The following is a 22,756-nucleotide window of genomic DNA, read 5'->3' as shown; positions in this document are numbered from 1 at the left end:
GTCAGATGTCAGTTGGTGATCAGATAATATTCAACCGGGCCGCCGGTGAGATGGGCGATCTCTATGGTGAACGGCTCCGACCACACCGGAATCCACTGGCAGTTTCCCGGTGCGTCGGCCGCCAGCACGTCGCAAACCGCTTCGCCATCTGTGCGCTGGACCGACAGGCGCAGCACCCCGGCGCTGCGGGCCTGCAGCGAGACCCTCGCCGCGCGGCCCGAGTGGAAGCTGTCGCGCAGCACCGCCGCCTCGCCTGGACCCACGCTGCCGATGCGGTAGGCCGGCCCGGCGATTCGTCCGCGTACGGGCGGCGCAGAATGACCCAGATCACGGGCCATATTCCGCCAGCGCGCCGCCAGGTTTGCTTCGCCCTCGGCAGGCCGTGCGCCGCTGGAGTCCAGCAGCGTGGCGGCGGTCAGCATGGCGGCGCCGTCACGCGCCAATTCGGCCTGCAGGCCGGTTTCGAGCGCCAGGACAATCCGGGCCTCCGGTCCGGATGCGGCCTCGGCCATCGGGGCCGGGGCGTGCCCGGCGCAGGCGGCGAGACTGGCCGACACGGCCAGGCTGGCGGCCAGCGTGCTGCACCGATGACGCATTGGGGAGCCCCTCGTCCATGACCTCTGTGGAGAGTTTACCGCCAGAGGCCGCCGGGCGAAAACCCTTTCGTTTCGCGATGCTGCGGTCCACCTTTGCGCGCCTGGCCGCGCTGATCGCCGTGCTGGTCAGCCTGGCCTCCACCGTGGTCTTCGTGATCGCCTATGTCGCCTTCGCCTATGTCTCTGACCAGACCCTGCGCCAGCTGGTGGACACCGACGCGGCGGGGCTGGTGGATATCTACACGCTGGAAGGCGAGCCGGGCCTGCGCCGGTCGATCCAGGACAGGCTGGCCCTGCGTCCGCTGGAGGGGGAGGGGCCGGTCTATCTGCTGACCGACCCGGACGGCGAACCGCTGGCGGGCAATCTCACCCGTTGGCCCGAGGCTTTCGCGCTGGACGCCAGCTGGGTGCGCGGCGACTTCACCGTTGATGATGAGCCGCTGCCGGTTCTGGGCCGGGCGTTCCTGATGCCACAGGACTACCGCCTGTTCGTCGGGCGATCGACCACCAGCCAGGCGCAGGCGCAGGCGCGTCTGCGCACCATCTTCATCGCTGGGTTCTTCATCACGCTGACGCTGGGGATCGCGGCGGGACTGGTCGCGGCGGGGTGGATCATGACCCGGGTCGAACGGCTGAACCGCACCTGCCAGGCGGTGCGCGACGGCGCCATCGACCAGCGCGCGCCCGGGGCGGACGGGGTGGACGAGTTCGGCCTGCTGTCTCGCAATGTCAACGCCATGCTCGACCGGATCGAGCGGCTTATCAGCGCCCAGCGCGACGTGTCCGACCTGACGGCGCACGAACTGCGCACGCCCCTGATCCGCATTGACCGCACGCTGGCCGACGCCCTCGACGACCCGGCCCGGGTTGAGGATGCGCGCGAGCAACTCGCCGAGCTGGGCGAGCTCATCAACTCCCTGATGGATATCTCCGCGATCAGCGCCGAAATCGGCGATACGCGCGGACTGGAGATTCTGGATCTGGCCGCGCTCGCGCGGTCGGTCACGCCGCTTTACGATGATGTCGCCGCGGAAAAGGGCGCGCGGGTGAAACTCGATGCCCCCCGGCCGGTGATGATGCGCGGCAGCCCCGCCCAGCTGGGCCGCCTGATCGCCAATTTGCTCGACAACGCCGTCAAGTTTCTGCCCGATGGTGGAGAGGTGACGGTGATCGTACGCGACGGCCCGGTCCTGATCGTTGAAGACAACGGCCCCGGCGTGCCGGCCGACTGGCGCGAGCGGGTGTTCATGCGCTTTGCCCGGATCAGCCATGGCGGCCCGCGCGGGCACGGGCTGGGCCTGTCCTTTGTTCATGCCGTCGCGCGGCGTCACGCACTGGCCATCGAGGTGGAGGACGCCCGGCCGGGCGCCGCCCGCCCCGGCGCCCGATTCATCGTGCGTCCGGCGGGAGGCGCATAGCCGCCCGCGCCGAGGCGATGGCCCGATCTGAATTGGGGCGGAGCGACAGCATCGAGCAGCCGGAGGACGGCCGCCACGTCACCAAGAGCGTTCACGCCTGGTGCTGATCAGGGATTCGGGGAGCCAAAGCCGTGTTCGGGCGTTGATACCTCAATCCTTGCCGCCCCGGAGGCCTGCCGCCATGCTGAGGCAAGGCAGTTCGCGGGCGGCGCAATACGTTACGTTTGCGTGACGCGATGTCGCCGGCCAATCGGCCGGTCCGGCGCCGTGATCGAACCAGGCCCGCCCGTTGCGGGACGCCGCCGCACAGGAGCGAGCATGACCGAACCCCTATCGCCCGCCCCACCCCCGGCCTGGCAGCGGCATCTGGTGGAGCGGGCCCAGGCCATCATCCTGAAGCCCAAATCCACGTGGGCCGTGATTGACGGCGAGACCACGCCCATCCGCAATCTGTTCATCTATTATGTCCTTCCGCTGGCGGCTATCGGTCCGGTCGCCGGATTTCTGGGCGGGCAGATTTTCGGGCGCGGGGTAGGTGTTCTGGGCACGGTCTACCGGCCGTCCTTCCTGAATGCGCTGTCTTCGGCCGTGATCCAGTATGTGTTCGCGATTCTGGGCGTCGCCGTGCTGGCCCTTATCATCCATGCCTTCGCCCGGCAGTTTGGCGGCGCGCCCAGCCAGGCCCAGGCGTTCAAGGTGGCGATCTACGGCTCCACAGCCGCCTGGCTTGCCGGGATTTTCCAGCTTGTGCCGGCCCTGTCCGCGCTGAGCATAGTGGGGCTGTACAGCCTCTACCTGATCTATCTCGGCCTGCCCCGGTTGATGAAGGCGCCGCAGGACAAGGCGGTGATCTACGTGATCGTTGCGATCATTGCGGCGGTCATGGTGTGGATTGTCGCGGGCGCACTGGGCGCCGCTCTGACGCCACGCATGGTGGCATAGGATCTGACAGGACAATGCATGACCGGTTTGCGGCCTTCCACTGACAAAATCACACCCGCCCGGGGAACCGGATTGAGGTATATGTGATTTTTCATAACAAGGCTGGCGCCTCGCGCAATGAGCGCTATTATCCCCATCTGCCAATTTCGGAGGAGCAGGCTTAATGAGAACCACCAGTTTCTTTGCCGCGCTGATCGCGTCCACGGCCCTGGCCGCTTGCGGCGACAGCGGCGAACAGCCCGCCAGCGGCGCGCAACCGGCCCAGCCGGAACCCGCGGGTACGCAGACGTCTGCGCCTGAGCCCGCTGAAGAGCCGGCCGCTGAGGAGCCCGCCGCGGAAGAACCCGCCGCTGAAGAACCCGCCGCTGAAGAGCCGGCCGCGGAAGAGCCGGCCGCGGAAGAGCCGGCGACCGAAACGCCTCCCGCCGGTTCCGGCGGTGCGGGTGACGGCGAATACCTGATTGCGGGCCTGACCGGCGATCCGGCGGCTGGCCGCCGCGTGTTCGTTCGCTGCCAGACCTGCCACGTGATCGAAGAAGGCGTGAACCGCGTCGGCCCGTCCCTTTACGGGATTTTCGGCCGCACTGCGGGCACCGTGGATGGCTTCCGCTACTCCACCGCCAACGCTGAGTCGGGTGTGGTCTGGGATGCGGAGAACATGTTCGAGTATCTCGAAAATCCGCGCGCCTTCATTCCCGGCACGATCATGGCGTTCCCCGGCATCCGCAGCGAGCAGGAGCGGGCCGACGTGATCGCCTATATCAAGGACAATGGCGGCGTCGCCGAGTAAGGCGCTGACCTCACGCGGCGCCCCGGCGCCGGCGGATAACGTCCCACAGATGAAATACGAAAGCGGCGGCCAATATGGCCGCCGTTATCGTATGGGGCGCGTCCGTGAGGGCGGCGCGCAGCGCCAGCATCAGCATGACCCCGGGGGCGATCAGCAGAGCGATATCGGCGAAACTCATGGCCCCGCGCAGTCGGGGGAAAGCCGCCAGCACTATAACCTCCACGACGACCACAAGCAGGATGAGGTCGACCACCCGTCCTGACGTGAACAGGTCCGACCAAAGCTCTGTCATCACAGCCGCATCAGATCTGCATCAGCGCGGGGAGAGGCCCAGCAAGTGGGCCATATCCTTGAAGAAAATCTTGGCGTGGGCGGCGGGATCGCGGCGCACCAGCTCTTTCTCCATATAGCCTTGCCAGGTCAGGCGCTGGACATCTTCATCGGCGCAGATCTTCACAAAGCGCTCGCGCCGTTTGTCATTGCGGTACCAGAAATGCTGCATGATCCCGAGGATAAAGAAGACCCGTCCGTGCGCTTTCATGAAGCGCTTGCGCACATTGGCCAGCGCCCGGGAATCGCCGGTGGCGAGGAATTCCAGCGCGCCTTCAGCCGCCATTTCCCCCGACGTCATGGCGTAGAAAATACCTTCGCCGGATGAGGGCGCGACCGCTCCGGCGGCGTCGCCGGCGAGGACCAGGTCGCGGCCATTGTCCCAGCGGGGCGCGGGTTTGTAGGGCAGGGGGGCGCCTTCGCGCCGGACCACTTCGCAGTCGGCGAGCCCGGCCGATTCGCGCAAGGATTTGACCGCGCCGCGCAGCGAGAAGCCCTTGACCTGGCTGCCTGTCCCCACGCTGGCCACCGCGCCGTGGGGGAAGACCCAGCCATAGAAGTCCGGGGATATCTTGCCGTCATAATACACGTCGCAGCGCTGGGGATCGTAATGGCTTTTGCTGCCGGCTTCGGGCGCGCGCACGATTTCATGATAGGCGAACACGCTCTTGACCTTCTCGGCGCCCTTCACCGTTTGCTGGGCGAGTTTGGAGCGCGCTCCATCGGCCGCGATGACGACACGGGCGCGAACGCGCACGGTCTCGTCGGGCGCCTGCGCGGGTGAAAACACAATGATGGCAGCGCCCTGGTCGTCGCGCTCCATCGCTTCGACCGTGCCGTCGCGGCGCTCGGCCCCTGCGGCCGCGGCGCGCTCGCGCAGGAACTCGTCAAAGTGCTCGCGGTCGACCATGCCGACGTAACCCTCGCCGATGGGCATATCCACTTCGAGGCCTGAAGGGGCGAGGATACGCGCGCCCTGAGTGCGCGCGACGATCTGGGAATCGGGGATGTTATAGGTGCGGATAAGTTTGGGCGGCACGGCGCCGCCGCACGGCTTGATGCGACCGGGCTTGTCGATCAGCAGGACCGAGGCGCCGGTCTCGGCGATCTTCTGGGCGGCGGTGGCGCCGGCCGGTCCGCCGCCCACAACGACGGCGTCATAACTCTTCACAGCGTCGGTCACTATCCACCTCCCACTTGGGTTAGTACGAGTCCTCAAACGGGCCGATTGCGCCCGCCCTTATCCCTGATTTGCGTGACAACACAGCCTGTGACGGGGTCGTCAAACGGTCCTGAGGGGACATGGCGCGCCCGGCGCGTCACGAAACCGCCCCCTGATTGAGACCTGCCAGTGCAAAGGCGCTCGCCAGCATGCCCAGGACATAGAGCGTCACCCCGGTCCCGTTATACCAGGGCGCCAGCGCCTTGGGGTCGCGCATCAGGCGCACCATCAGGAGGAGCTGGACCAGCAGGGACAGGCCGACAATGCCGGCATGGATGGGCTGGCCCCAGAATGCCAGCAAAGCGACGACGACAAACTGTGGCGCAGCCATGGTGATGCAGGCGATCCAGGCGGCCTTGCGCGGCCCCAGGGCGGCGGGCAGGGATTTGAGCCCCATCTTGATGTCGCCCTCGATCGCCTTGAAGTCGTTGAGCACCATGATGCCGTAGGCCCCCAGGCTGTAGAGGACGGCCAGCAGTATGGTCCGCCCGTCGGGCAGGGCCTGGGCCATCACGGCGGCGCCGGTGAACCAGGCAAGGCCTTCATAGGAAATGCCGACCGAAAGCGGTCCCCAGACGCCGCTGCGCTTCAGCCGCACCGGCGGCGCGCTATAGGCCCAGGACAGGGCGACGCCCACGGCGGCCGCCACCAGCACCCAGACGCCCAGAAAGGCGGCCCAGACCAGGCCGGCGACGGACCAGAAAATCGCGATCCACAAACCCCAGCGGCCGGGGATCCGGCCCGAGGGAATTGGGCGGCCAGGTTCATTGATGGCGTCGACCTCGCGGTCGAACCAGTCATTGACAGCCTGGCTGCCCGCGCACAGCAGCGGGCCGGCCAACAGGACGCCGAAAATCAACAGGCCGATATTGTCGAGGCTGAATTGGCCGGACGAGACCACGCCGCACCCGAACGCCCACATGGGCGGGAACCAGGTGACCGGTTTGGACAGCTCCACGACCGCCAGCAAGGACGTTCGAAGGTCTGGCGACGGCAAGGGGGCTGAGCGCTCCATCCCTGTACGCTAAGGCGGACAAGACAGACCGTCAACTAAACTTGACGGTCTGTCAGTGCTCGGATTTGGGCTGGAGCTCGCCGATCTTGTGGCGGTGCATCTTGGCGTACAGGCTCTGGCGGCTGAGGCCGAGAATCTCCGCCGCCGAGGCGCGATTATCGTTGGTCAGGGCCAGCGCCGCCTCGATGCAGCTTTGCTCGATCATGTCGGTGCTTTCGCGCACGATGTCTTTCAGCGCGACCCGCCCGACCAGATCGGACAATTGATCGACGGTGCCGGGCATGGCGCCGCCGGCGCGCTGGCGTCCGGCGACCAGCCGGCGGCCGACCGGGCGGATGGAGAAGCCGAACACGCTGCCCGTGGGGCCGGGGGCGGAGACGGCGGATACTTCCACCGCTTCACGCAGATCATGCTGGCTGCGCACCAGGGTGGCGAAGTTGTGGATGACGCCATGCTCGCGCAAATTGGCCATCAGCACGTTCACTTCGGTCTCGGTGCGGCCGAGATAGGATTCGATGGGCACGCCCACGGCGGCGTCAATATCGCTGAGCTGGGCGATATCCACGAAGGCCTCGTTCACCGACAGGATCTTGCCGTCCTCGCCGGTGAGCACCAGCGCGTCGGGCAGGATTGCGGCGAGGCGCGCCATGGAGGCGTCGGCTTCCGCCGAGCCCAGCGCGTCCTGGGCCGAGACCCGCGCGAGGAAATAGACTTCACGGCCCTGGCGGTAGACCGAGGCCAGCAGCTGGCAGGGCTTCTTGGCGCCGTCCGGCGTCACTTCGATCTTTTCGGTGCGGCCGGTGCGGCGCGCAACGGCCAGCGTCTCGCGCACGATGTCTGCCGCCGCGGTCCCGAACGCGCCTTCCAGCGAGCGGCCCTCAAGGCGCTGCGAGGAGCGTCCGAGCAGGCGCGAGGCTGCGGCGTTGACGTCAGTGATCCGGAACGTGTTGCCGTCGATGATGATGACGCCTTCGGACGCCAGCTGGAACAGGAGGCGGAAGCGGGTTTCGGCTTCGCGCACCCGCGCATAGTCGCGCTCCATGGAGCGCTGGGCTTCGATCAGGCGCTTTTGCATGCGCGAGGCCGCGCGCAGATCGCGCCCGATGGCCAGCGTCCAGCCTTCACGCCCGGCGGGCAGGGTGAAATAGCGCACCGGCAGGTCCGAGCCGCTGGGCTGGGCGTGATTCACATGACGCCAGCGCCGCTGGCCCGGCGTCGTCTGGGGCGCCAGCAAGGCCGCGACCTTGTCGCGCGAATCGACCTGAACCAGATCGATCCACTTGCGCCCGATCCAGCTGTCGAACTCGTCGTCATCTTCGGAGAACTCGTCACCGGAGAAGGCCGCGTCGCGCACAACGCCGCGGCTGTCGATCAACAAGGCGAGGTCCGCCGCGTTGGCGGCGAGGTCGGCTGCCGTCTCGTCGGAGAACGCCGACCGGGCGACCTCACGGGATTGGAACCTCGCATTCGGGCCTTCAGAGGCCTTGGTGTCCATGGAATCGCCTTGTGATAATGATCAACTCAATCAACTCGCCTGCGCCAGCCTATGGACCAGCCTTTCGGCCGTGACAACCGCCCGTACGCCATCGGTTGCGGTCGCGTCAGCGCCGATGCGGCGCGCCAGACCCATGTCCTCATTAAACAACTGACCCCCGACAAGGATGATGATGTCAGGGTTTTGCGACCTCGCGCGGATCAGTTTGATCATCGATTTGAGATCTTTCATGTTCACGTCCGAGCTCGCCGACAGGCCGACGACATCGAAATGTGTCTCGACCACTGCGGCGACAATATGGTCGATCTCCGGAGTGGACTCGCAACGAACGCGCCAGCCTGAACGGGCGAAGAACTCACCGACCATGACAATGCCGAACACGTGCTGCTCGCCGGGCGCCGGCGCGAGCAGGACGCGCGGCGAGACCTTGCCCGAGCCCATGCTGCAGGGCGTGTCGGCGTTGATGCGCTCCAGGACGCGGTGCAGCTTCATCAGCCCGATGGTGACATCGGCGAAATCGCACACATCCTCTTCCCACAGCTTCCCGAGATGGCGCGCCGCCGGCGCGAGCAGCTTGAGCAGCACGTCCTCATGGGATGCACCGTCAAACAGCAGGCCATTGACCTCGTCGACCAGTTCCTGGGGGTCGCTGGTCACCGTGCGCAGCGCAAAGCTGTTGATCTGGGCGGTCTCGAACGCGGCGGTTTTCGCCGCCGGCGGTCGAGCCGGTCCTTCGGCATTGGCGGCTTCGCGGTTGATCAGCATCAGCCGGGGAATGATCTCGGCCTCGATCAGCTTGTCGAGGACCTCTTTGGGCGGTCCGGCCTTGTCGAGGTCGCAGGGCTTGGCGCCGCGGCCCCAATTTTTCCAGTTTAGCGATGCCTGAGTCGTGCGGGCCAGCCCCGCCAATCCGAACCGGTCGAATTCCGCCTGCGCCATGTTGGGTGCCTTCTCTCCCCGGGTGGTCGTAACGGGCGGACAGGCCGCCAGGTTCGCCACGATTTTTTTTACACCGCTGCCTGTTTGTGGCGGCAGCGGCGGTGACGGACCGTCCCCGGACGAGGGCGCCGGGGTTTGGTCCGCCCCGAAATTGTACCAAAGCCTGACAGGTAATTTTGCCGAGGGCCAGAAAATTCGTACCGCCGGTTTTTGCGGGCGCCCGCGCCAGGGAGCGGGCCCGAGTGTCCAATCGGCAGAACGTCAAACAATATTGACACTTCGTCAGCCGCTGCCGTACCTTCATCCCAACAAGAGACCAAGGGAGGGCGAGTCATGCAGGCCGAAGCTGATAGCCGCAATCGCCAGTTTTCAACCGCACAAGGGCGAACGCCCGGCGCCTCGACCGGCATAGGTTTCACGGTTGATCGCATGCTGCAGGGCTGGATCGACACGGTCGCGCCCTGTCCCTGGACGGCGCATTCGGGCAGCGCCGCGCACTATCGCCGCCGCGCCCACCGCGCCGCCTCCAAGCCTCAAACCCCGCTTTACACGCCCGAGCAGCGCATCAAGCGCGACGAAACGCCGTGGACGCTGGTTCAGGGGATTCTCGCGCCGCTTCAGTTTCTGGTGTTCGCGGTCAGCGTGTTTCTGGTAGTGCGCTATCTGGCCACCGGCGAGGGTTATGCGCTGGCCACCGCCTCGGTGATCATCAAGACGCTGGTGCTCTATCTCATCATGGTGACCGGCGCGGTCTGGGAGAAAGTGGTGTTCGGCCGCTATCTCTTCGCCCCGGCCTTCTTCTGGGAAGACGTCTTCTCCATGGTCGTGCTGGCGCTGCACACCGCCTATATCGGCGCGGTGCTGTTCAATATCGGCACGCCCGATCAGCAGATGATGATCGCGCTGGCGGCCTATTTCACCTACCTCATCAACGCAGGTCAGTTTCTGTGGAAACTGCGGGCGGCGCGCCTGGAGGGAGCAGTCTCTTGACCGCGGCTTCCGCCTCTGCGCCTGCGCCGCTCGACGGGATGCGTGATAGTGTTGTCCTGCGTGAACGCGGTCAACGCGAAGTGTTCTGCGGCCTCACCGGGATCATGTGGCTGCACCGCAAGATCCAGGACGCCTTCTTCCTGATCGTCGGCTCGCGCACCTGCGCCCACCTGATGCAGTCGGCCGCCGGCGTGATGATCTTCGCCGAGCCCCGCTTCGCCACCGCCATCATTGAAGAGCGCGATCTGGCCGGCATGGCCGACGCGAATGAGGAACTGGACCGGGTGGCGGCGCAGGTTCTGGCCCGCCGTCCCGACATCAAGACGCTGTTCCTGGTGGGCTCCTGCCCCAGCGAAGTGATCAAGATGGATCTGTCGCGCGCGGCGGCGCGCCTGGACTCAGCCCATTCCGGCGTGCGCGTGCTCGCCTATTCGGGCAGCGGCATCGAGACCACTTTCACCGAGGGCGAGGATGCGTGCCTGGAGGCGCTGGTTCCCGAGCTGCCGCAGGACACGTCTTCTGAAGCCTCGCTTCTGGTGGTCGGCGCGCTGGCTGATGTGGTGGAGGATCAGTTCACCCGCCTGTTCGAGGCGATGGGAATCGGCCCGGTCCGTTTCCTGCCCGCGCGCACGTCCAGCGATCTGCCCCCGGTAGGGCCCAATACGCGCTATCTGCTGGCTCAGCCTTTCCTCGGGCGGACCGGCGCAGCGCTGGATGATCGCGGCGCCAAGCGCATTTCCGCGCCCTTCCCGCTGGGCGCCAAGGGCACCGAAGCCTGGCTGCGCGCCGCCGCCGATGTCTGGAATATTGATGCCGACCGGTTCGAGACCGTGGTCGCCGCGCCGCGCGCCCGCGCCGAGCGCGCCCTGGCGACCCATCGCGCCGACTTCACCGGCCGCAGCGTTTTCTTCTTCCCTGATTCCCAGCTGGAAATTCCGCTGGCCCGCTTCCTCCATGAGGAGCTGGGCGCCCGGCTGATCGAGGTCGGCACGCCCTATCTGCACCGCGGCCATCTCGACTGCGAACTGCCGCGCCTGCCGGCCGGCGTGCAGCTGAGCGAAGGCCAGCATGTGGATTCCCAGCTTGATCGCTGCCGCGCGGCGCGCCCGGACCTGACGGTGTGCGGGCTGGGCCTGGCCAATCCGCTGGAGGCCGAAGGCCTGTCGACCAAATGGGCGATCGAGCTCGTTTTCACCCCGATCCACGGCTTTGAGCAGGCCGGTGACCTGGCCGAATTGTTTACGCGCCCGCTGCGGCGCCGCGATCTGTTGAGGGTTGGATGAAGCTGACGGTCTGGACATATGAGGGACCGCCCCATGTCGGCGCCATGCGGGTCGCCACGGGCATGACGGACGTGCACTACCTGCTGCACGCGCCCCAGGGCGACACCTATGCCGATCTCCTGTTCACGATGATCGAGCGGCGCAATCACCGCCCGCCCGTAACCTACACCACCTTCCAGGCGCGCGATCTGGGCTCGGACACCGCCGAGCTGTTCATGACCGCCGCCCGCGACGCCTACGAGCGCTTCAAGCCGGCGGCGATGCTGGTGGGCTCGTCCTGCACCGCCGAACTGATCCAGGACGATCCGGGCGGCCTCGCCCTGACGCTGGGCCTGCCGTGCCCGGTGCTGCCGCTGGAGCTGCCGTCCTATATGCGCCGCGAAAACTGGGGCGCGTCGGAGACCTTCTACCGCCTGGTGCGGGGCCTGGCGGGCGCCCATGCGCCGGCGCCGGGCGAGACCCGGGCCGAGCGGGCGCCGGGACCGCCGCGCTGCAATATTCTGGGCGGCACGGCGCTGGGCTTCCGCCACCGCGACGACATCAAGGAAATCAAGAAGCTTCTGGGCCGGCTCGGCATTGAAGTCGCGGTCTGCGCCCCGCTGGGCGCCAGCGCCGCCGACATCGCCCGCATGGGCGAGGCGGACTTCAACGTGGTCCTCTATCCCGAGATCGGCGAAGAGGCCGCGCGCTGGCTGGAGAAAACCTTTGGCCAGCCGCGCACCAAAATCGTCCCCATTGGCGTGGGCGCCACGCGCGACTTTGTGCGCGAAGTGGCCGAGATCGCCGGTGTCGATCCCGCCCCGGCGCTGGATGACGAAGACCTGCGCCAGCCCTGGTGGTCACGGTCTGTGGACAGCAATTACCTTACCGGAAAGCGCGTTTTCGTGTTCGGCGACGCCACCCATGCCGTCGCTGCGGCGCGCGTCGCGGTGGAAGAGATGGGTTTCGAGCTGGTGGGCCTGGGCGCCTATAACCGCGAGTTTGCGCGCAGCGTGCGCGAAACGGCGGCGCGCTACGGCGTGGAGCCGCTGATCAGCGACGATTATCTGGAAGTGGAAGCGGCCATCGAAGCGGCGGCGCCGGAACTGGTGCTGGGCACGCAGATGGAGCGCCATATCGCCAAGCGCCTCGGGATTGGCTGCGCGGTCATTTCCGCGCCGGTCCATGTGGAGGACTTCCCCGCCCGCTACGCCCCGCAAATGGGCTATGAGGGCGCGAACGTATTGTTCGACACCTGGGTCCATCCGCTGGTGATGGGTCTTGAAGAACATTTGCTGGGCATGTTCCGCGAGGACTTCGAGTTCAGCAACGACGCCGGACCCTCCCATCTGGGTTCGCACAAGCAGGCGCCGGCTCCGGCGCCCGCCCCCATGCCTGCGGTGCAGGCTGACGACACCCCTGAAACAGCTGACGCCGCCGCGGTCTGGCGCGACGACGCTCTGGCCGAGCTGAAGAAGATCCCCTTCTTCGTGCGCGGCAAGGCTCGCCGGAACGCCGAGACCTTCGCTGCCCAGAGCGGTGCGGAGGTGATTACGCTGGAGACGCTCTATGATGCAAAAGCCCATTTCGGCCGCTGAGGCGGCCCCCATCCGGGTCGTCATCGTCACGCTGGACAATCATCTGGCGGGGGCGGCGGAGCGTGCGCAGCGCAGCTTGCGGGCGGACTATCCCGGACTGGAGCTGGCGTTTCATGCCGCGGCTGATTTTGCTGCGAGCCCGGACTCGCTGGCGCGCTGCCTCAATGACATCGCGCGTGGCGACATCATCGCCGCCAACATGCTGTTCCTCGAAGACCACATCCAGGCCGTGCTGCCTGCGCTCAAAGCGCGCGCGCCCGAGTGCGACGCGATGGTCGGCTCCATGTCGGCGCCCGAAGTGGTGCGCCTGACGCGCCTGGGCGGGCTGGACATGAGTGCGCCCCAGAGCGGGCTCATGATGGCGCTGAAGAAACTGCGCGGCGGGTCGAACAATGGCGCGCCCAAGGCGGGCGGCAAGAGCCAGCTGGCCATGCTGCGCCGGCTGCCCAAGCTTCTGCGCTTCCTGCCCGGCAAGGCCCAGGATTTACGCGCCTATTTCCTGACCATGCAGTACTGGCTGGCCGGGTCGGAATCCAATTTCACCAACATGATCCGCAATCTGGTCGACCGCTACGCTGCAGGCCCGCGCGCCGTGCTGCGCGGCCGCGCCAAGGTCGACCCGCCGGTGGAATACCCCGAAGAGGGGCTATACCACCCTGATTTCCCGGGCCGGATCGCGGATAGCGTCTCGGCTCTGCCGGCCGGTCGCGGTCAGGGCAAGGGCACCGTCGGCCTGCTGGTCATGCGCTCTTACCTTCTGGCAGGCGACACCGCCCATTATGACGGCGTGATTCGCGCGCTTGAGGCCCATGGCCTTGACGTCGTCCCGGCGTTTGCCAGCGGGCTCGACGCCCGCCCGGCGGTGGAGCATTTCTTCATCGAGCATGGCCGCCCGAAGGTGGATGTGGTGCTCTCGCTCACCGGCTTCTCGCTGGTGGGTGGCCCGGCCTATAACGATGCGCGGGCCGCCGAGGCGCTGCTGGCCAAGCTCGACGTGCCGTATCTGGCCGCCCACCCGCTGGAGTTCCAGTCGCTGGAAGACTGGCGCGCCTCCACCGCCGGTCTGACCCCGGTGGAAGCCTCCATGATGGTGACCCTGCCCGAGCTCGATGGCGCGACCAATCCGATGGTGTTCGGCGGGCGCTGCGCGGACGGGCGTGTGTGCCACGGCTGCAAGCGCGAATGCGCCTTCCCCGAAGGCCAGCCGCGCGCCATGCAGGTGTGCGCCGAGCGCGCCGAAGCGCTGTCGGCCCGTGTGGCCAAGCTGGTGCGCCTGCGCCGCGCCAAGCTGAAAGACCGCAAGGTGGCGGTGGTGCTGTTCAACTTCCCGCCCAATGCCGGCGCGGCGGGCACGGCGGCCAATCTCTCGGTCTTCGCCTCGCTCCATAACCTCCTGCACGCCATGAAGGCCGAAGGCTATTCGGTGGAGCCGCCTGCCACGGTGGACGAGTTGCGCGCGGCGGTGCTGGAGGGCGACTCGGTCCGGTTCGGCACCGACGCCAATATCCTCGACCGCATCGCCATCAATGATCACGTGATGCGCGAGCCGCACCTTAAAGAGATCGAGGCCCAGTGGGGTCCGGCGCCGGGCCGCAAGGACACGGACGGACGCTCGATCTTCGTGCTGGGCGCCAAGTTCGGCAATGTGATGATCGGCCTGCAGCCCTCGTTCGGGTATGAGGGCGACCCGATGCGCCTTCTGTTTGAAGGCTCGTTCGCGCCGACCCACTCTTTCTCGGCCTTCTACCGCTATGTGCGCGAGGATTTCGCGGCCGACGCAGTGCTGCATTTTGGCACCCATGGCGCGCTGGAATTCATGCCCGGCAAGCAGACCGGCATGTCCAGCGAGTGCTGGTCGGACCGTCTCATCGGCGACGTGCCCAATTTCTATCTCTACTGCGCAGACAACCCGTCCGAAGGCCTGATAGCCAAGCGGCGCAGCGCGGCCACGCTGATCAGCTATCTGACGCCGCCCATCTCCAAGGCGGGCCTGTATCGCGGCATGACCGAGCTGAAAGCCACGCTGAGCGACTGGCGCCTCCTGCCGCCCGACACGCCGGCCAATCGCCGCGACGCGCTGGCCGAGCTGATCCAGACCCAGGCCTCTGTTCTGGATCTGGCCAAGCCCGAGCCGCTGTGGACCGGCGCGGACGCCGCTCACATCGACAAGCTGCGCGACACTCTGACCGAGCTGGAAAGCACGCTCATCCCCAACGGCCTGCATATTCTGGGCGAAGTGCCCGATACCGCAGCCCGGCGCGAACTGCTCTCGGCCATCGCCGAGATCGAGCGCGGAACCCCGCCGCCCGACAATGCGCTGGACCGGCTGATGGAAACCGGCGAGGCCGCGTCGGCGCTGGCCCTGCTGCCCGCCGCCCAGCGCGAGACCTGGGCGCCGGTGTTCGACCGTCTGGAAAAAACCCAGAACGGTCTCAGCGCCAATCGAGAACTGGACTCCACCCTACACGCCATTGGCGGCGGCTTCGTCGCGCCGGTGGCCGGCGGTGATCTGGTACGCAATCCGGACATTCTGCCCACGGGCCGCAATCTGCACGGCTTCGACCCGTTCCGTCTGCCGAGCCCCTGGGCGGTCCGGGACGGCGCGGCGCAGGCGCAGCGCCTGATCGACCGCCATATCGCCGACACCGGCGCGATGCCTGAAACCGTCGCGCTGGTGCTGTGGGGCACCGATAACCTCAAAACCGAAGGCGGGCCCATCGCCCAGGCCCTCGCGCTGATCGGCGCCCGGCCCCGGCAGGACTCCTTCGGGCGCCTGGCTGGCGCCGAGCTGATCCCGCTGGAAGAGCTGGGCCGTGCGCGCATCGACGTGTTGATGACGCTGTCGGGCATTTTCCGCGATCTTCTGCCGCTGCAGACGAAAATGCTGGCCGAGGCCGCGTATCTCGCCGCCACAGCCGACGAACCCGCCGAGCTGAACCCGGTCCGGCGCCACGCCCTGGCCTATGCCGCCGAGCATGGCGTGGACATGGACACGGCATCCTTGCGCGTCTTCTCCAATGCCGACGGGGCCTATGGCGCCAACGTCAATCAGCTGATCGACAGCGGCATGTGGGATGACGAGAACGAGCTGGCCGACGCCTATCAGACCCGCAAATGCTATGCGTTCGGCCGCAATGGCATGCCGGCCAAACAGGGCGAGCTTCTGGGTTCGATCCTGAGCGAAGTGGATCTGGCCTATCAGAATCTTGACTCGGTAGAGCTCGGCGTCACCACCATCGATCACTACTTCGATACGCTGGGCGGCATTGGCCGCGCAGTGCACCGCGCCCGCGGCAAGGAATCCCCGGTCTATATCGGCGATCAGACCTCGGGCGAGGGCAAGGTGCGCTCCCTGTCCGAACAGGTGGCGCTGGAGACCCGCACCCGGGTGCTCAATCCGCGCTGGTACGAATCCATGCTGCGTCACGGCCATGAGGGCGTGCGCAATATCGAGGCCCACGTCACCAACACGATGGGCTGGTCGGCCACCACCGGCCAGGTTGACCCCTGGGTCTATCAGAAAATCACCGAGACTTATGTGCTGGACGAAGCGATGCGCGACCGCCTCGCCGAGCTCAACCCGAAGGCCTCGGCGCGCCTGTCCGAACGCCTGATCGAAGCACATGAGCGCAGCTATTGGCGGCCCGACGCCGCCACGCTGGAGGCGTTGCGGCGCGCCGGTGAAGCCATTGAAGACCGGCTGGAGGGAATCGCCCCCGCCGCAGTGAAAATCGCATGACCGCGCGCATCCCACCCTCGCGCACAAGGATGGCCCAATGACCACGCTGAACCTCAATCGACCCGCGCCCAAGCGCCCTGACGGAGAGGGCAGTCTTCAGGTCCATCTGGACCCCACGCTGGCCATTGATTCTGCGAAAGTGTTCGCGGTCTATGGCAAGGGTGGCATCGGCAAGTCGACGACCTCGTCGAACCTGTCGGTCGCGTTTTCCAAGCTGGGCAAGAAAGTGCTTCAGATCGGCTGCGACCCGAAGCATGATTCCACCTTCACCCTGACCAAGCGCCTCGCCCCGACGGTGATCGACGTGCTGGAAAGCGTCGACTTCCACACCGAGGAGCTGCGCACCGAAGACTTCGTGTTCGAGGGCTATAACGGGGTGATGTGCGTGGAGGCGGGCGGCCCGCCGGCGGGCACGGGCTGCGGCGGCTATGTGGTCGGCCAGACAGTCAAGCTTCTGAAAGAACACCATCTTCTGGACGACGCCGACGTGGTGATTTTCGACGTGCTGGGCGATGTGGTGTGCGGCGGCTTCGCCTCGCCGCTGCAGCATGCCCATCGCGGGCTGATCGTGGCGGCCAATGATTTTGACTCCATCTTCGCCATGAACCGGATCATGGCGGCCATCGGGGCCAAGTCGAAGAATTACGAAGTGCGCCTGGGCGGCGTGATCGCCAACCGTTCGGCGGCCACCGACCAGATTGACCGCTTTGCGGCCCAGACCGGGCTCAACCGGCTGGCGCATTTCCCGGACCTGGACGAAATCCGCCTGTCGCGCCTGAAAAAGCGCACCCTGTTCGAGATGGATTCCACGCCGGAACTGGAGGCGGTGAAGACCGAGTATCTGCGTCTGGCCGCCTCGCTGCTGGCCGGGATCGAGCCGTGCATGGCCACACCGATGAAGGATCGCGAGATCTTCGACTTCCTGGGATTTGAATGATGGCCAACGCCACCTACACCCACACGCGCGACGCGCTGGAGACCTATTTCGACCGCACGGCGGCCGATGCCTGGGCCAGGCTGACGTCCGAAGCGCCGGTCAGCGGCGTGCGCGCCACGGTGCGTGCGGGCCGCGATTCCTTGCGCGACACCTTCCTGTCCTGGCTGCCCGAATCCATGACCGGCGAGGCCGTGCTGGACGCGGGCTGCGGCCCGGGCCAGCTCTCCTTCGCCATGGCCGGGCGCGGCGCTCATGTGGAGGCCGTCGATCTGTCGGCGACCCTGCTGGAGATCGCCGCCCAGCGTGCCCCGACCGACCTGCCGGGCTCGGTGACCTTCCGCGCGGGCGATATGCTTGATGTGTCGGGCGGCATGGTCGACCGCGTCGTGGCGATGGATTCGGTGATCCATTACGGCCCCGAAGACATGGTCAACATGATCAAGGGCCTGGCCAGCCGGGCGAGAACCTCGGTCATGTTCAGCTTTGCGCCGCGCACGCCTCTGCTCACCGTGATGCACGCGGCCGGCAAGCTGTTTCCCAAATCAGACCGCGCCCCGGCAATCGTCCCGATCTCGGAAAGCGGCCTGCGCCGCCGCATCGAAGCCTGCCCGGACCTCAGGGGCTGGCGGATCGGGCGGACCAAGCGCATCGACAGCTTCTTCTACATCTCTCAGGCGATGGAGCTGGTTCAGGCATGAAGCGCGAATCGGCATCTCTGGCGCGGCGCTGGGCGGAGTTTGGAATGTCCATGCTCCCCTTTGCGGACGTGGCCACCAAAGAGCTGCCGCTCAGCCGTATTCTGCGCCTGTCCCTGTTCCAGGTGTCTGTGGGCATGGCCGCGGTCCTGCTCACCGGCACGCTCAACCGGGTGATGATCGCCGAGCTGGGCGTTCCAGCGGCGCTTGTGGCGCTGATGGTGGCCCTGCCGCTGGTGTTCGCGCCGCTGCGCGCCCTGATCGGGTTCCGGTCGGACACATATGTCTCCGCCATCGGCTGGCGGCGCGTGCCGTTCATCTGGTTCGGAACACTGCTTCAGTTTGGCGGGCTGGCCATCATGCCGTTCGCGCTGATCCTGCTGACGGTTGAGAATGCCGGGCCGCTCTGGTTCGGAATGGCGGCGTCAGCGCTGGCGTTTCTGCTGGTCGGGGCAGGCATGCACACCACCCAGACCGCCGGCCTGGCGCTGGCCACCGACCTGTCCAGCGACGAGAACCGCCCCCGTGTGGTGGCGCTGCTCTACGTCATGCTGCTCTTGGGGATGTTGATCAGCGCGCTCATAATCGGGCTGGCGCTGAATGATTTTTCGCCCACGCAACTGATCCGGGTGGTCCAGGGGGCCGCGGCGCTGACCCTCGTGCTGAACATGGTCGCCCTTTGGCGACAGGAAGCGCGCGCGCCCCAGAAGACCGGCGCCGATCGTCCGCGCCAGACCTTTGCAGAGGCCTGGGAGGCCTTTTCCCAGGGTGGTCGCCAGACGCGCCTGCTCGTCGCCATTGGCCTGGGCGCTGCGGCCTTTTCCATGCAGGATGTGCTGCTGGAGCCGTATGGCGGGGAAGTGCTGGGCCTTTCCGTCGCCGGAACCACGGTGCTGACCGCGCTGTGGGCGTTCGGCGCGCTGGCCGGCTTTGCCGTGGCGGCGAAGGGTCTCAGCGCCGGGGTCGATCCTCATCGCCTGGCTGCCTATGGCATGGTCGTGGGCGTCTTCGCCTTTGCGTTCGTGATCCTGTCCGATCCGCTGGGGTCGCCCTTGCTGTTTCGCGCCGGCACCGTCCTGATCGGCCTTGGCGGCGGCCTGTTCGCCGTGGGTACGCTCACCGCGGCGATGGAGCTGGGCGAGAGCAGCGGGTCGGGCATGGCGCTGGGTGCCTGGGGCGCGGTGCAGGCAACCTGCGCCGGCGCGGCCATCGCCCTCGGCGGTGGCGTGCGGGACGTTGCCGATGCGCTGGGTCAGGCTGGCGCGCTGGGTCCGGGCATGACCGGGCCCGCTGTCGGGTATTCGGTCGTCTATCACATTGAAATTGCGCTCTTGTTCGCCGCGCTCGCGGCGATCGGGCCGCTGGCCCGGTACAGGGTCAGCGGACCGGAGCGTGCTCGGGGTAAATTCGGCTTGGCCGAGTTTCCCGGCTAGGGGCTTGAAGGAGGCCACACATGGAAGGCGTACAGATCATCGGATCTTTAGACTTCGCAACACTCCTGTTCATACTGTTTGTCGTGTTCTTTATTGGTCTGGTTTTTCATCTTCAGAAGGAAGGGCGCCGCGAAGGCTTTCCGCTGGAGTCCGATGAAACCGGGAAACTGGAAAGCATCGGCGTCACCTGGATGCCGGCTGCCAAGACCTACAAGCTCGCCGACGGGCGCTCGGTGGTGAAGCCGGACGGTCAACGCGATGCGAGCCTCGCTGACCGGTTCAAGCGGCTTGCCCCCTGGGCCGGCGCGCCCATCCAGCCTGTCGGCGATCCCATGCAGTCGGGCATCGGACCGGGTGCCTATGCGATGCGCGAGGATGTGCCGGACCTGACCCATGAAAACCTGCCGAAGATCGTGCCGATGTCGATCCTGCCGGCCTTCTCGGTCGCCGAGCAGGATTCCGATCCGCGGGGGATGGACGTGGTGGGCGCGGACGGCAACTCTGCCGGCAAGGTGACCGATATCTGGGTCGACCGCGCCGAAGCCCTCGTCCGCTACTATGAGATCGAGTTGTCTGCTGGAGGACGCAAGGTGCTGCTGCCGTACGCCTTCGCCAACGTGAAGGGCAAGTCCGGCAAGGTCATCGTGTCGTCAATTCTGGCCAGCCAGTTCGACGGCGTGCCCGCCCACGGATCGTCAGCCCAGGTCACGCGCCTCGAAGAGGATCGCATCAGCGCATATTACGGAGCTGGCACGCTCTACGCCACGCCCGACAGATCGGAGCCCTGGTTGTAAGATGTGTGATCCCGATAAAATCAAACCTGAGCCCATCCCCGGCCTGCCCGACAAGCTTCCAGAAGGCGAGCGTGTCCTCTGGAGCGGCGCGCCGGACTGGAAATCGCTGGCCCTGCATGTCTTCCATGTGCGTGCGGTGGCGATCTATTTCGCCATCCTCGTCACCTGGGAGGCCAGCTCCGGCCTGTCGGCCGGCGTCGCCGCCGGCGAGGCGGCCACGACGGCGGTCCTGCAGGTCCTGCTCGCCGCCGCAGCCATTGGCCTGTTGTCGCTCTTTGCCTGGCTGATCGCCCGCTCGACGGTCTACACGGTGACCAATGAGCGGGTCGTGATCCGCGCCGGGGTGGCGCTGCCCAAGGCGGTCAACATCCCGTTCAAGGTGATCGGCTCGGCCTCGCTCAAGGCCCGCGCCAGCGGCAATGGCGATATTCCGCTCAAGTTGACCGGACCGGACCGCGTGGCCTATCTGTCGCTGTGGCCGCACGTGCGGCCCTGGCACCTCAACAACGCCCAGCCCATGCTGCGCGGCCTGCCCGACGCGGCCGAAGCCGCCCGCGTGCTGGCCGTGGCGCTCGCGGAGAAGGCGGGTCAGCCGGCGCCGCGCATCGCGGTTCCGGCGACTGAAAAGCCCCGCCGCCAGTCCATGCCTGACCGTGGCGCGGCGGCGGTGAACAGCTAGAAACCGATGGAAACCGAGCCCATGAAAGAGAACCGTCAGGAAGTCATCCACCGCCGCGCCGTGCAGGGCATGGGTGTCCTTGTCGTGCTGACGGTCATTCTGGCGGCGGTCACGCAATTCACCGGCGGCGGGGCGCGTTATGCCCCCGAAGGCGTACCGATTGCGACAACCGAACTCCTCTTTGAAGATGGAGCGCGCGGCCTGGTCACGGTGGACAATGCCGTGACGGGCGCGCGTCTCATCGAGTATGGCGAGAATGAAGGCGTGTTCGTGCGCGCCATCATGCGCACCGTGGCGCGCCAGCGCCGCATGCGCGGCATGGGCCGCGAGACGCCGGTGCAATTGTCGCGGTTCGAAGGCGGCGCCCTCTGGCTGATCGATCCGGCCAGCGGCGTGCAGATGTATCTCAACGCCTTCGGGCCGGATAATCTGGCCGCTTTCACCGAGATACTGGAGCGCGGCGAGCAAAGCCTGCGTGCTGAAGCCGAAGGCAGCGCGTCATGAGCCGGGGTCCGCGCCAGTTTGATGTGAACTGCACCATCGAGGTGGAGCACACAAACGAACATCTGCACGCCCATGTGGCGCTGGCCGGTGATGTGCCGATCTATCCGGGCGACCGGGTGCGCGTGCACGGCTCTCCGATCCGGGTCAATTACGGGGAGTCCGCCCGCTATGACCGGGTGGCGACCGTCATGCGCGCGGGCTGGCTGTCACGCCAGTGGACGCGCTTCATGGCGCGCCTGGAAATCACCGAGCTTTATGAAGTCAGCTTTTCCGCCGGGAGGAAATTATGAACACCGCGACCCTCGATACTGCCGCTGCGCCCCGTGCGCGCCAGGAACCGAATGAATCCACGCGTCTGGCCCAGACCGACACGATTTTGAGCCCGCGCTTCTACACGACCGACTTCAAGGAAATGGATGCGCTGGATGTCGAGCCGATGCGCGCCGAATGGGACAAGCTGATCGCCGAGATGGAAGCCGATCCCAACAAGGGTCACTTCAAGCGTACAGAGGCGTTCGACAACGCGCTCATGAGCCTGCCCGAGGGTCTGCGCAAGGAATTCGTGGACTTCCTGGTCAGTTCGCTGACCTCGGAGTTTTCCGGCTGCGTGCTCTACGGGGAGATCGTGAAGAACACGAAAAATCCCGACATGCGCAAGCTGTTCAAGATGATGGCGCGTGATGAGAGCCGCCATGCCGGCTTCATCAACACCTGTCTGAAGGATTACGGGATCGGCGTGGATCTCGGCTTCCTGACCAAGACCAAGAAATACACCTTCTTCAAGCCGAAATTCATTCTGTATGCGACGTATCTGTCGGAGAAGATCGGCTATGCGCGCTACATCACCATCTACCGGCAGCTCGAGCGCAATCCCGAATACCAGTTCCACCCGATTTTCAACTGGTTCAAGGAATGGTGCAATGACGAGTTCCGCCATGGCGAGGCGTTCGCGCTGATCATGCGCGCTAATCCGCACCTTCTGCGCGGCATGAACAAGCTGTGGATCCGCTTCTTCCTGGTGGCGGTGTATTCGACCATGTATGTGCGCGATCACGCGCGGCCGCACTTCCACGCGGCGCTGGGCGTTGATCCCACCGAATACGATCATCAGGTCTTCCGCCTGACCACCGAGATCACGCGGCAGGTGTATCCGCTGACGCTGGACACGGACAGCCCGAAATTCCGTGCTGGCCTTGAGCGCATGCGGGCGGTGATGGGCCGTATGGAGGACGCCAAGGCGCAGGGCGGGGTGATGGGCGGCCTCAAGCGCGGCGTCGCCGCCTTCCAGGCCTTCACCACCTTTGTCACCCTGTATCTGCATCCGGTTCAGCGCCACGACCTGCCCGAAGACGTGCGCCTGGCACCGGTCTGGTAGCGA

The 22,756-nt window shown here is 66.3% G+C and carries 21 protein-coding genes; 15 read left to right on the top strand and 6 right to left on the bottom strand.

Features of this window, described 5'->3' with window-relative positions:
• Nucleotides 1-8 precede the first annotated feature (8 nt).
• Nucleotides 9-596 carry a hypothetical protein gene (locus L2D01_13320; GenBank protein ID WBQ09853.1) on the bottom strand — a complete coding sequence of 196 codons (588 nt, stop codon included), beginning with the start codon at nucleotides 594-596 and terminating at the stop codon, nucleotides 9-11.
• Nucleotides 597-613: 17 nt separating this feature from the next.
• Between L2D01_13320 and L2D01_13315 the strand changes: the two genes are divergently transcribed.
• The 3 genes from L2D01_13315 (at nucleotide 614) to L2D01_13305 (ending at nucleotide 3,746) form a co-directional block, all read left to right on the top strand.
• A complete protein-coding gene (locus L2D01_13315; protein WBQ09852.1) occupies nucleotides 614-2,014 on the top strand; it encodes a HAMP domain-containing histidine kinase in 1,401 nt (466 codons plus the stop codon).
• Nucleotides 2,015-2,332: 318 nt separating this feature from the next.
• The gene (locus L2D01_13310) at nucleotides 2,333-2,956 is read left to right on the top strand and encodes a YIP1 family protein (protein ID WBQ09851.1); all 624 of its coding nucleotides are present in this window, start codon (nucleotides 2,333-2,335) and stop codon (nucleotides 2,954-2,956) included.
• A gap of 163 nt (nucleotides 2,957-3,119) precedes the next feature.
• Nucleotides 3,120-3,746: a cytochrome c family protein gene (locus L2D01_13305; protein WBQ09850.1), complete on the top strand. Its 627-nt coding sequence runs from the start codon at nucleotides 3,120-3,122 to the stop codon at nucleotides 3,744-3,746.
• A 10-nt stretch (nucleotides 3,747-3,756) separates the two neighbouring features.
• Here L2D01_13305 and L2D01_13300 read toward each other — a convergent pair whose 3' ends face one another.
• From L2D01_13300 to L2D01_13280, 5 genes are all read right to left on the bottom strand, one after another.
• On the bottom strand, nucleotides 3,757-4,038 hold the full coding sequence (locus tag L2D01_13300; protein WBQ09849.1) for a hypothetical protein: 282 nt from the start codon (nucleotides 4,036-4,038) through the stop codon (nucleotides 3,757-3,759).
• 21 nt (nucleotides 4,039-4,059) lie between these two features.
• Nucleotides 4,060-5,259 carry a geranylgeranyl diphosphate reductase gene (locus L2D01_13295; protein WBQ09848.1) on the bottom strand — a complete coding sequence of 400 codons (1,200 nt, stop codon included), beginning with the start codon at nucleotides 5,257-5,259 and terminating at the stop codon, nucleotides 4,060-4,062.
• A 136-nt stretch (nucleotides 5,260-5,395) separates the two neighbouring features.
• The gene (gene chlG / locus L2D01_13290) at nucleotides 5,396-6,295 is read right to left on the bottom strand and encodes a chlorophyll synthase ChlG (protein ID WBQ09847.1); all 900 of its coding nucleotides are present in this window, start codon (nucleotides 6,293-6,295) and stop codon (nucleotides 5,396-5,398) included.
• A gap of 70 nt (nucleotides 6,296-6,365) precedes the next feature.
• A complete protein-coding gene (ppsR, locus tag L2D01_13285; GenBank protein WBQ09846.1) occupies nucleotides 6,366-7,808 on the bottom strand; it encodes a transcriptional regulator PpsR in 1,443 nt (480 codons plus the stop codon).
• A gap of 30 nt (nucleotides 7,809-7,838) precedes the next feature.
• Nucleotides 7,839-8,807: a cobalamin B12-binding domain-containing protein gene (locus L2D01_13280; GenBank protein WBQ09845.1), complete on the bottom strand. Its 969-nt coding sequence runs from the start codon at nucleotides 8,805-8,807 to the stop codon at nucleotides 7,839-7,841.
• 273 nt (nucleotides 8,808-9,080) lie between these two features.
• Between L2D01_13280 and bchF the strand changes: the two genes are divergently transcribed.
• Genes bchF through acsF form a run of 12 tightly spaced genes read left to right on the top strand, consistent with a single transcriptional unit; the run spans nucleotide 9,081 to nucleotide 22,753 of the window.
• Nucleotides 9,081-9,737 (top strand): 2-vinyl bacteriochlorophyllide hydratase, encoded by a 657-nt coding sequence (gene bchF, locus L2D01_13275; GenBank protein ID WBQ09844.1) that lies wholly within the window; start codon nucleotides 9,081-9,083, stop codon nucleotides 9,735-9,737.
• Entirely contained in the window at nucleotides 9,734-11,020 is a 1,287-nt protein-coding gene (locus tag L2D01_13270) for a ferredoxin:protochlorophyllide reductase (ATP-dependent) subunit N (GenBank protein ID WBQ09843.1), read from the top strand. The genes bchF and L2D01_13270 overlap by 4 nt, the downstream gene beginning before the upstream one ends.
• A complete protein-coding gene (locus L2D01_13265) occupies nucleotides 11,017-12,597 on the top strand; it encodes a ferredoxin:protochlorophyllide reductase (ATP-dependent) subunit B (protein ID WBQ09842.1) in 1,581 nt (526 codons plus the stop codon). The genes L2D01_13270 and L2D01_13265 overlap by 4 nt, the downstream gene beginning before the upstream one ends.
• The gene (locus tag L2D01_13260) at nucleotides 12,569-16,336 is read left to right on the top strand and encodes a magnesium chelatase subunit H (GenBank protein WBQ09841.1); all 3,768 of its coding nucleotides are present in this window, start codon (nucleotides 12,569-12,571) and stop codon (nucleotides 16,334-16,336) included. Before L2D01_13265 ends, L2D01_13260 begins: the two co-directional genes overlap by 29 nt.
• A gap of 37 nt (nucleotides 16,337-16,373) precedes the next feature.
• Nucleotides 16,374-17,273 (top strand): ferredoxin:protochlorophyllide reductase (ATP-dependent) iron-sulfur ATP-binding protein, encoded by a 900-nt coding sequence (gene bchL, locus L2D01_13255; protein WBQ09840.1) that lies wholly within the window; start codon nucleotides 16,374-16,376, stop codon nucleotides 17,271-17,273.
• Nucleotides 17,273-17,971 (top strand): magnesium protoporphyrin IX methyltransferase, encoded by a 699-nt coding sequence (bchM, locus tag L2D01_13250; protein WBQ09839.1) that lies wholly within the window; start codon nucleotides 17,273-17,275, stop codon nucleotides 17,969-17,971. Before bchL ends, bchM begins: the two co-directional genes overlap by 1 nt.
• A gap of 44 nt (nucleotides 17,972-18,015) precedes the next feature.
• On the top strand, nucleotides 18,016-19,401 hold the full coding sequence (locus L2D01_13245) for a BCD family MFS transporter (GenBank protein WBQ09838.1): 1,386 nt from the start codon (nucleotides 18,016-18,018) through the stop codon (nucleotides 19,399-19,401).
• A 20-nt stretch (nucleotides 19,402-19,421) separates the two neighbouring features.
• Entirely contained in the window at nucleotides 19,422-20,195 is a 774-nt protein-coding gene (gene puhA / locus L2D01_13240) for a photosynthetic reaction center subunit H (protein WBQ09837.1), read from the top strand.
• A gap of 1 nt (nucleotide 20,196) precedes the next feature.
• A complete protein-coding gene (locus L2D01_13235; protein ID WBQ09836.1) occupies nucleotides 20,197-20,874 on the top strand; it encodes a PH domain-containing protein in 678 nt (225 codons plus the stop codon).
• Nucleotides 20,875-20,895: 21 nt separating this feature from the next.
• Entirely contained in the window at nucleotides 20,896-21,378 is a 483-nt protein-coding gene (locus L2D01_13230) for a hypothetical protein (protein ID WBQ09835.1), read from the top strand.
• Nucleotides 21,375-21,668, top strand: a complete 294-nt coding sequence (locus tag L2D01_13225; GenBank protein ID WBQ09834.1) for a hypothetical protein — start codon at nucleotides 21,375-21,377, stop codon at nucleotides 21,666-21,668. The genes L2D01_13230 and L2D01_13225 overlap by 4 nt, the downstream gene beginning before the upstream one ends.
• A complete protein-coding gene (gene acsF / locus L2D01_13220) occupies nucleotides 21,665-22,753 on the top strand; it encodes a magnesium-protoporphyrin IX monomethyl ester (oxidative) cyclase (GenBank protein WBQ09833.1) in 1,089 nt (362 codons plus the stop codon). The genes L2D01_13225 and acsF overlap by 4 nt, the downstream gene beginning before the upstream one ends.
• The last annotated feature ends 3 nt before the right edge of the window (nucleotides 22,754-22,756 follow it).

Source organism: Hyphomonadaceae bacterium ML37 (assembly GCA_027627685.1).
Lineage (GTDB): Bacteria > Pseudomonadota > Alphaproteobacteria > Caulobacterales > Maricaulaceae > Oceanicaulis.
The sequence above is the reverse complement of the archived record's forward strand: the minus strand, read 5'-3'. Positions and strand labels throughout refer to the sequence as shown.

Excerpts from the sequence above, each read along its gene's own strand:
- bchF (WBQ09844.1), top strand. The coding sequence starts at position 9,081 with ATGCAGGCCGAAGCTGATAGCCGCAATCGCCAGTTTTCAACCGCACAA.
- L2D01_13320 (WBQ09853.1), bottom strand. The coding sequence starts at position 596 with ATGCGTCATCGGTGCAGCACGCTGGCCGCCAGCCTGGCCGTGTCGGCC.
- bchM (WBQ09839.1), top strand. The coding sequence starts at position 17,273 with ATGGCCAACGCCACCTACACCCACACGCGCGACGCGCTGGAGACCTAT.
- L2D01_13230 (WBQ09835.1), top strand. The coding sequence starts at position 20,896 with ATGAAAGAGAACCGTCAGGAAGTCATCCACCGCCGCGCCGTGCAGGGC.
- L2D01_13315 (WBQ09852.1), top strand. The coding sequence starts at position 614 with ATGACCTCTGTGGAGAGTTTACCGCCAGAGGCCGCCGGGCGAAAACCC.
- puhA (WBQ09837.1), top strand. The coding sequence starts at position 19,422 with ATGGAAGGCGTACAGATCATCGGATCTTTAGACTTCGCAACACTCCTG.
- L2D01_13225 (WBQ09834.1), top strand. The coding sequence starts at position 21,375 with ATGAGCCGGGGTCCGCGCCAGTTTGATGTGAACTGCACCATCGAGGTG.
- acsF (WBQ09833.1), top strand. The coding sequence starts at position 21,665 with ATGAACACCGCGACCCTCGATACTGCCGCTGCGCCCCGTGCGCGCCAG.
- L2D01_13260 (WBQ09841.1), top strand. The coding sequence starts at position 12,569 with ATGATGCAAAAGCCCATTTCGGCCGCTGAGGCGGCCCCCATCCGGGTC.
- L2D01_13235 (WBQ09836.1), top strand. The coding sequence starts at position 20,197 with ATGTGTGATCCCGATAAAATCAAACCTGAGCCCATCCCCGGCCTGCCC.
- L2D01_13265 (WBQ09842.1), top strand. The coding sequence starts at position 11,017 with ATGAAGCTGACGGTCTGGACATATGAGGGACCGCCCCATGTCGGCGCC.
- ppsR (WBQ09846.1), bottom strand. The coding sequence starts at position 7,808 with ATGGACACCAAGGCCTCTGAAGGCCCGAATGCGAGGTTCCAATCCCGT.
- L2D01_13310 (WBQ09851.1), top strand. The coding sequence starts at position 2,333 with ATGACCGAACCCCTATCGCCCGCCCCACCCCCGGCCTGGCAGCGGCAT.
- L2D01_13305 (WBQ09850.1), top strand. The coding sequence starts at position 3,120 with ATGAGAACCACCAGTTTCTTTGCCGCGCTGATCGCGTCCACGGCCCTG.
- L2D01_13245 (WBQ09838.1), top strand. The coding sequence starts at position 18,016 with ATGTCCATGCTCCCCTTTGCGGACGTGGCCACCAAAGAGCTGCCGCTC.
- bchL (WBQ09840.1), top strand. The coding sequence starts at position 16,374 with ATGACCACGCTGAACCTCAATCGACCCGCGCCCAAGCGCCCTGACGGA.
- L2D01_13300 (WBQ09849.1), bottom strand. The coding sequence starts at position 4,038 with ATGACAGAGCTTTGGTCGGACCTGTTCACGTCAGGACGGGTGGTCGAC.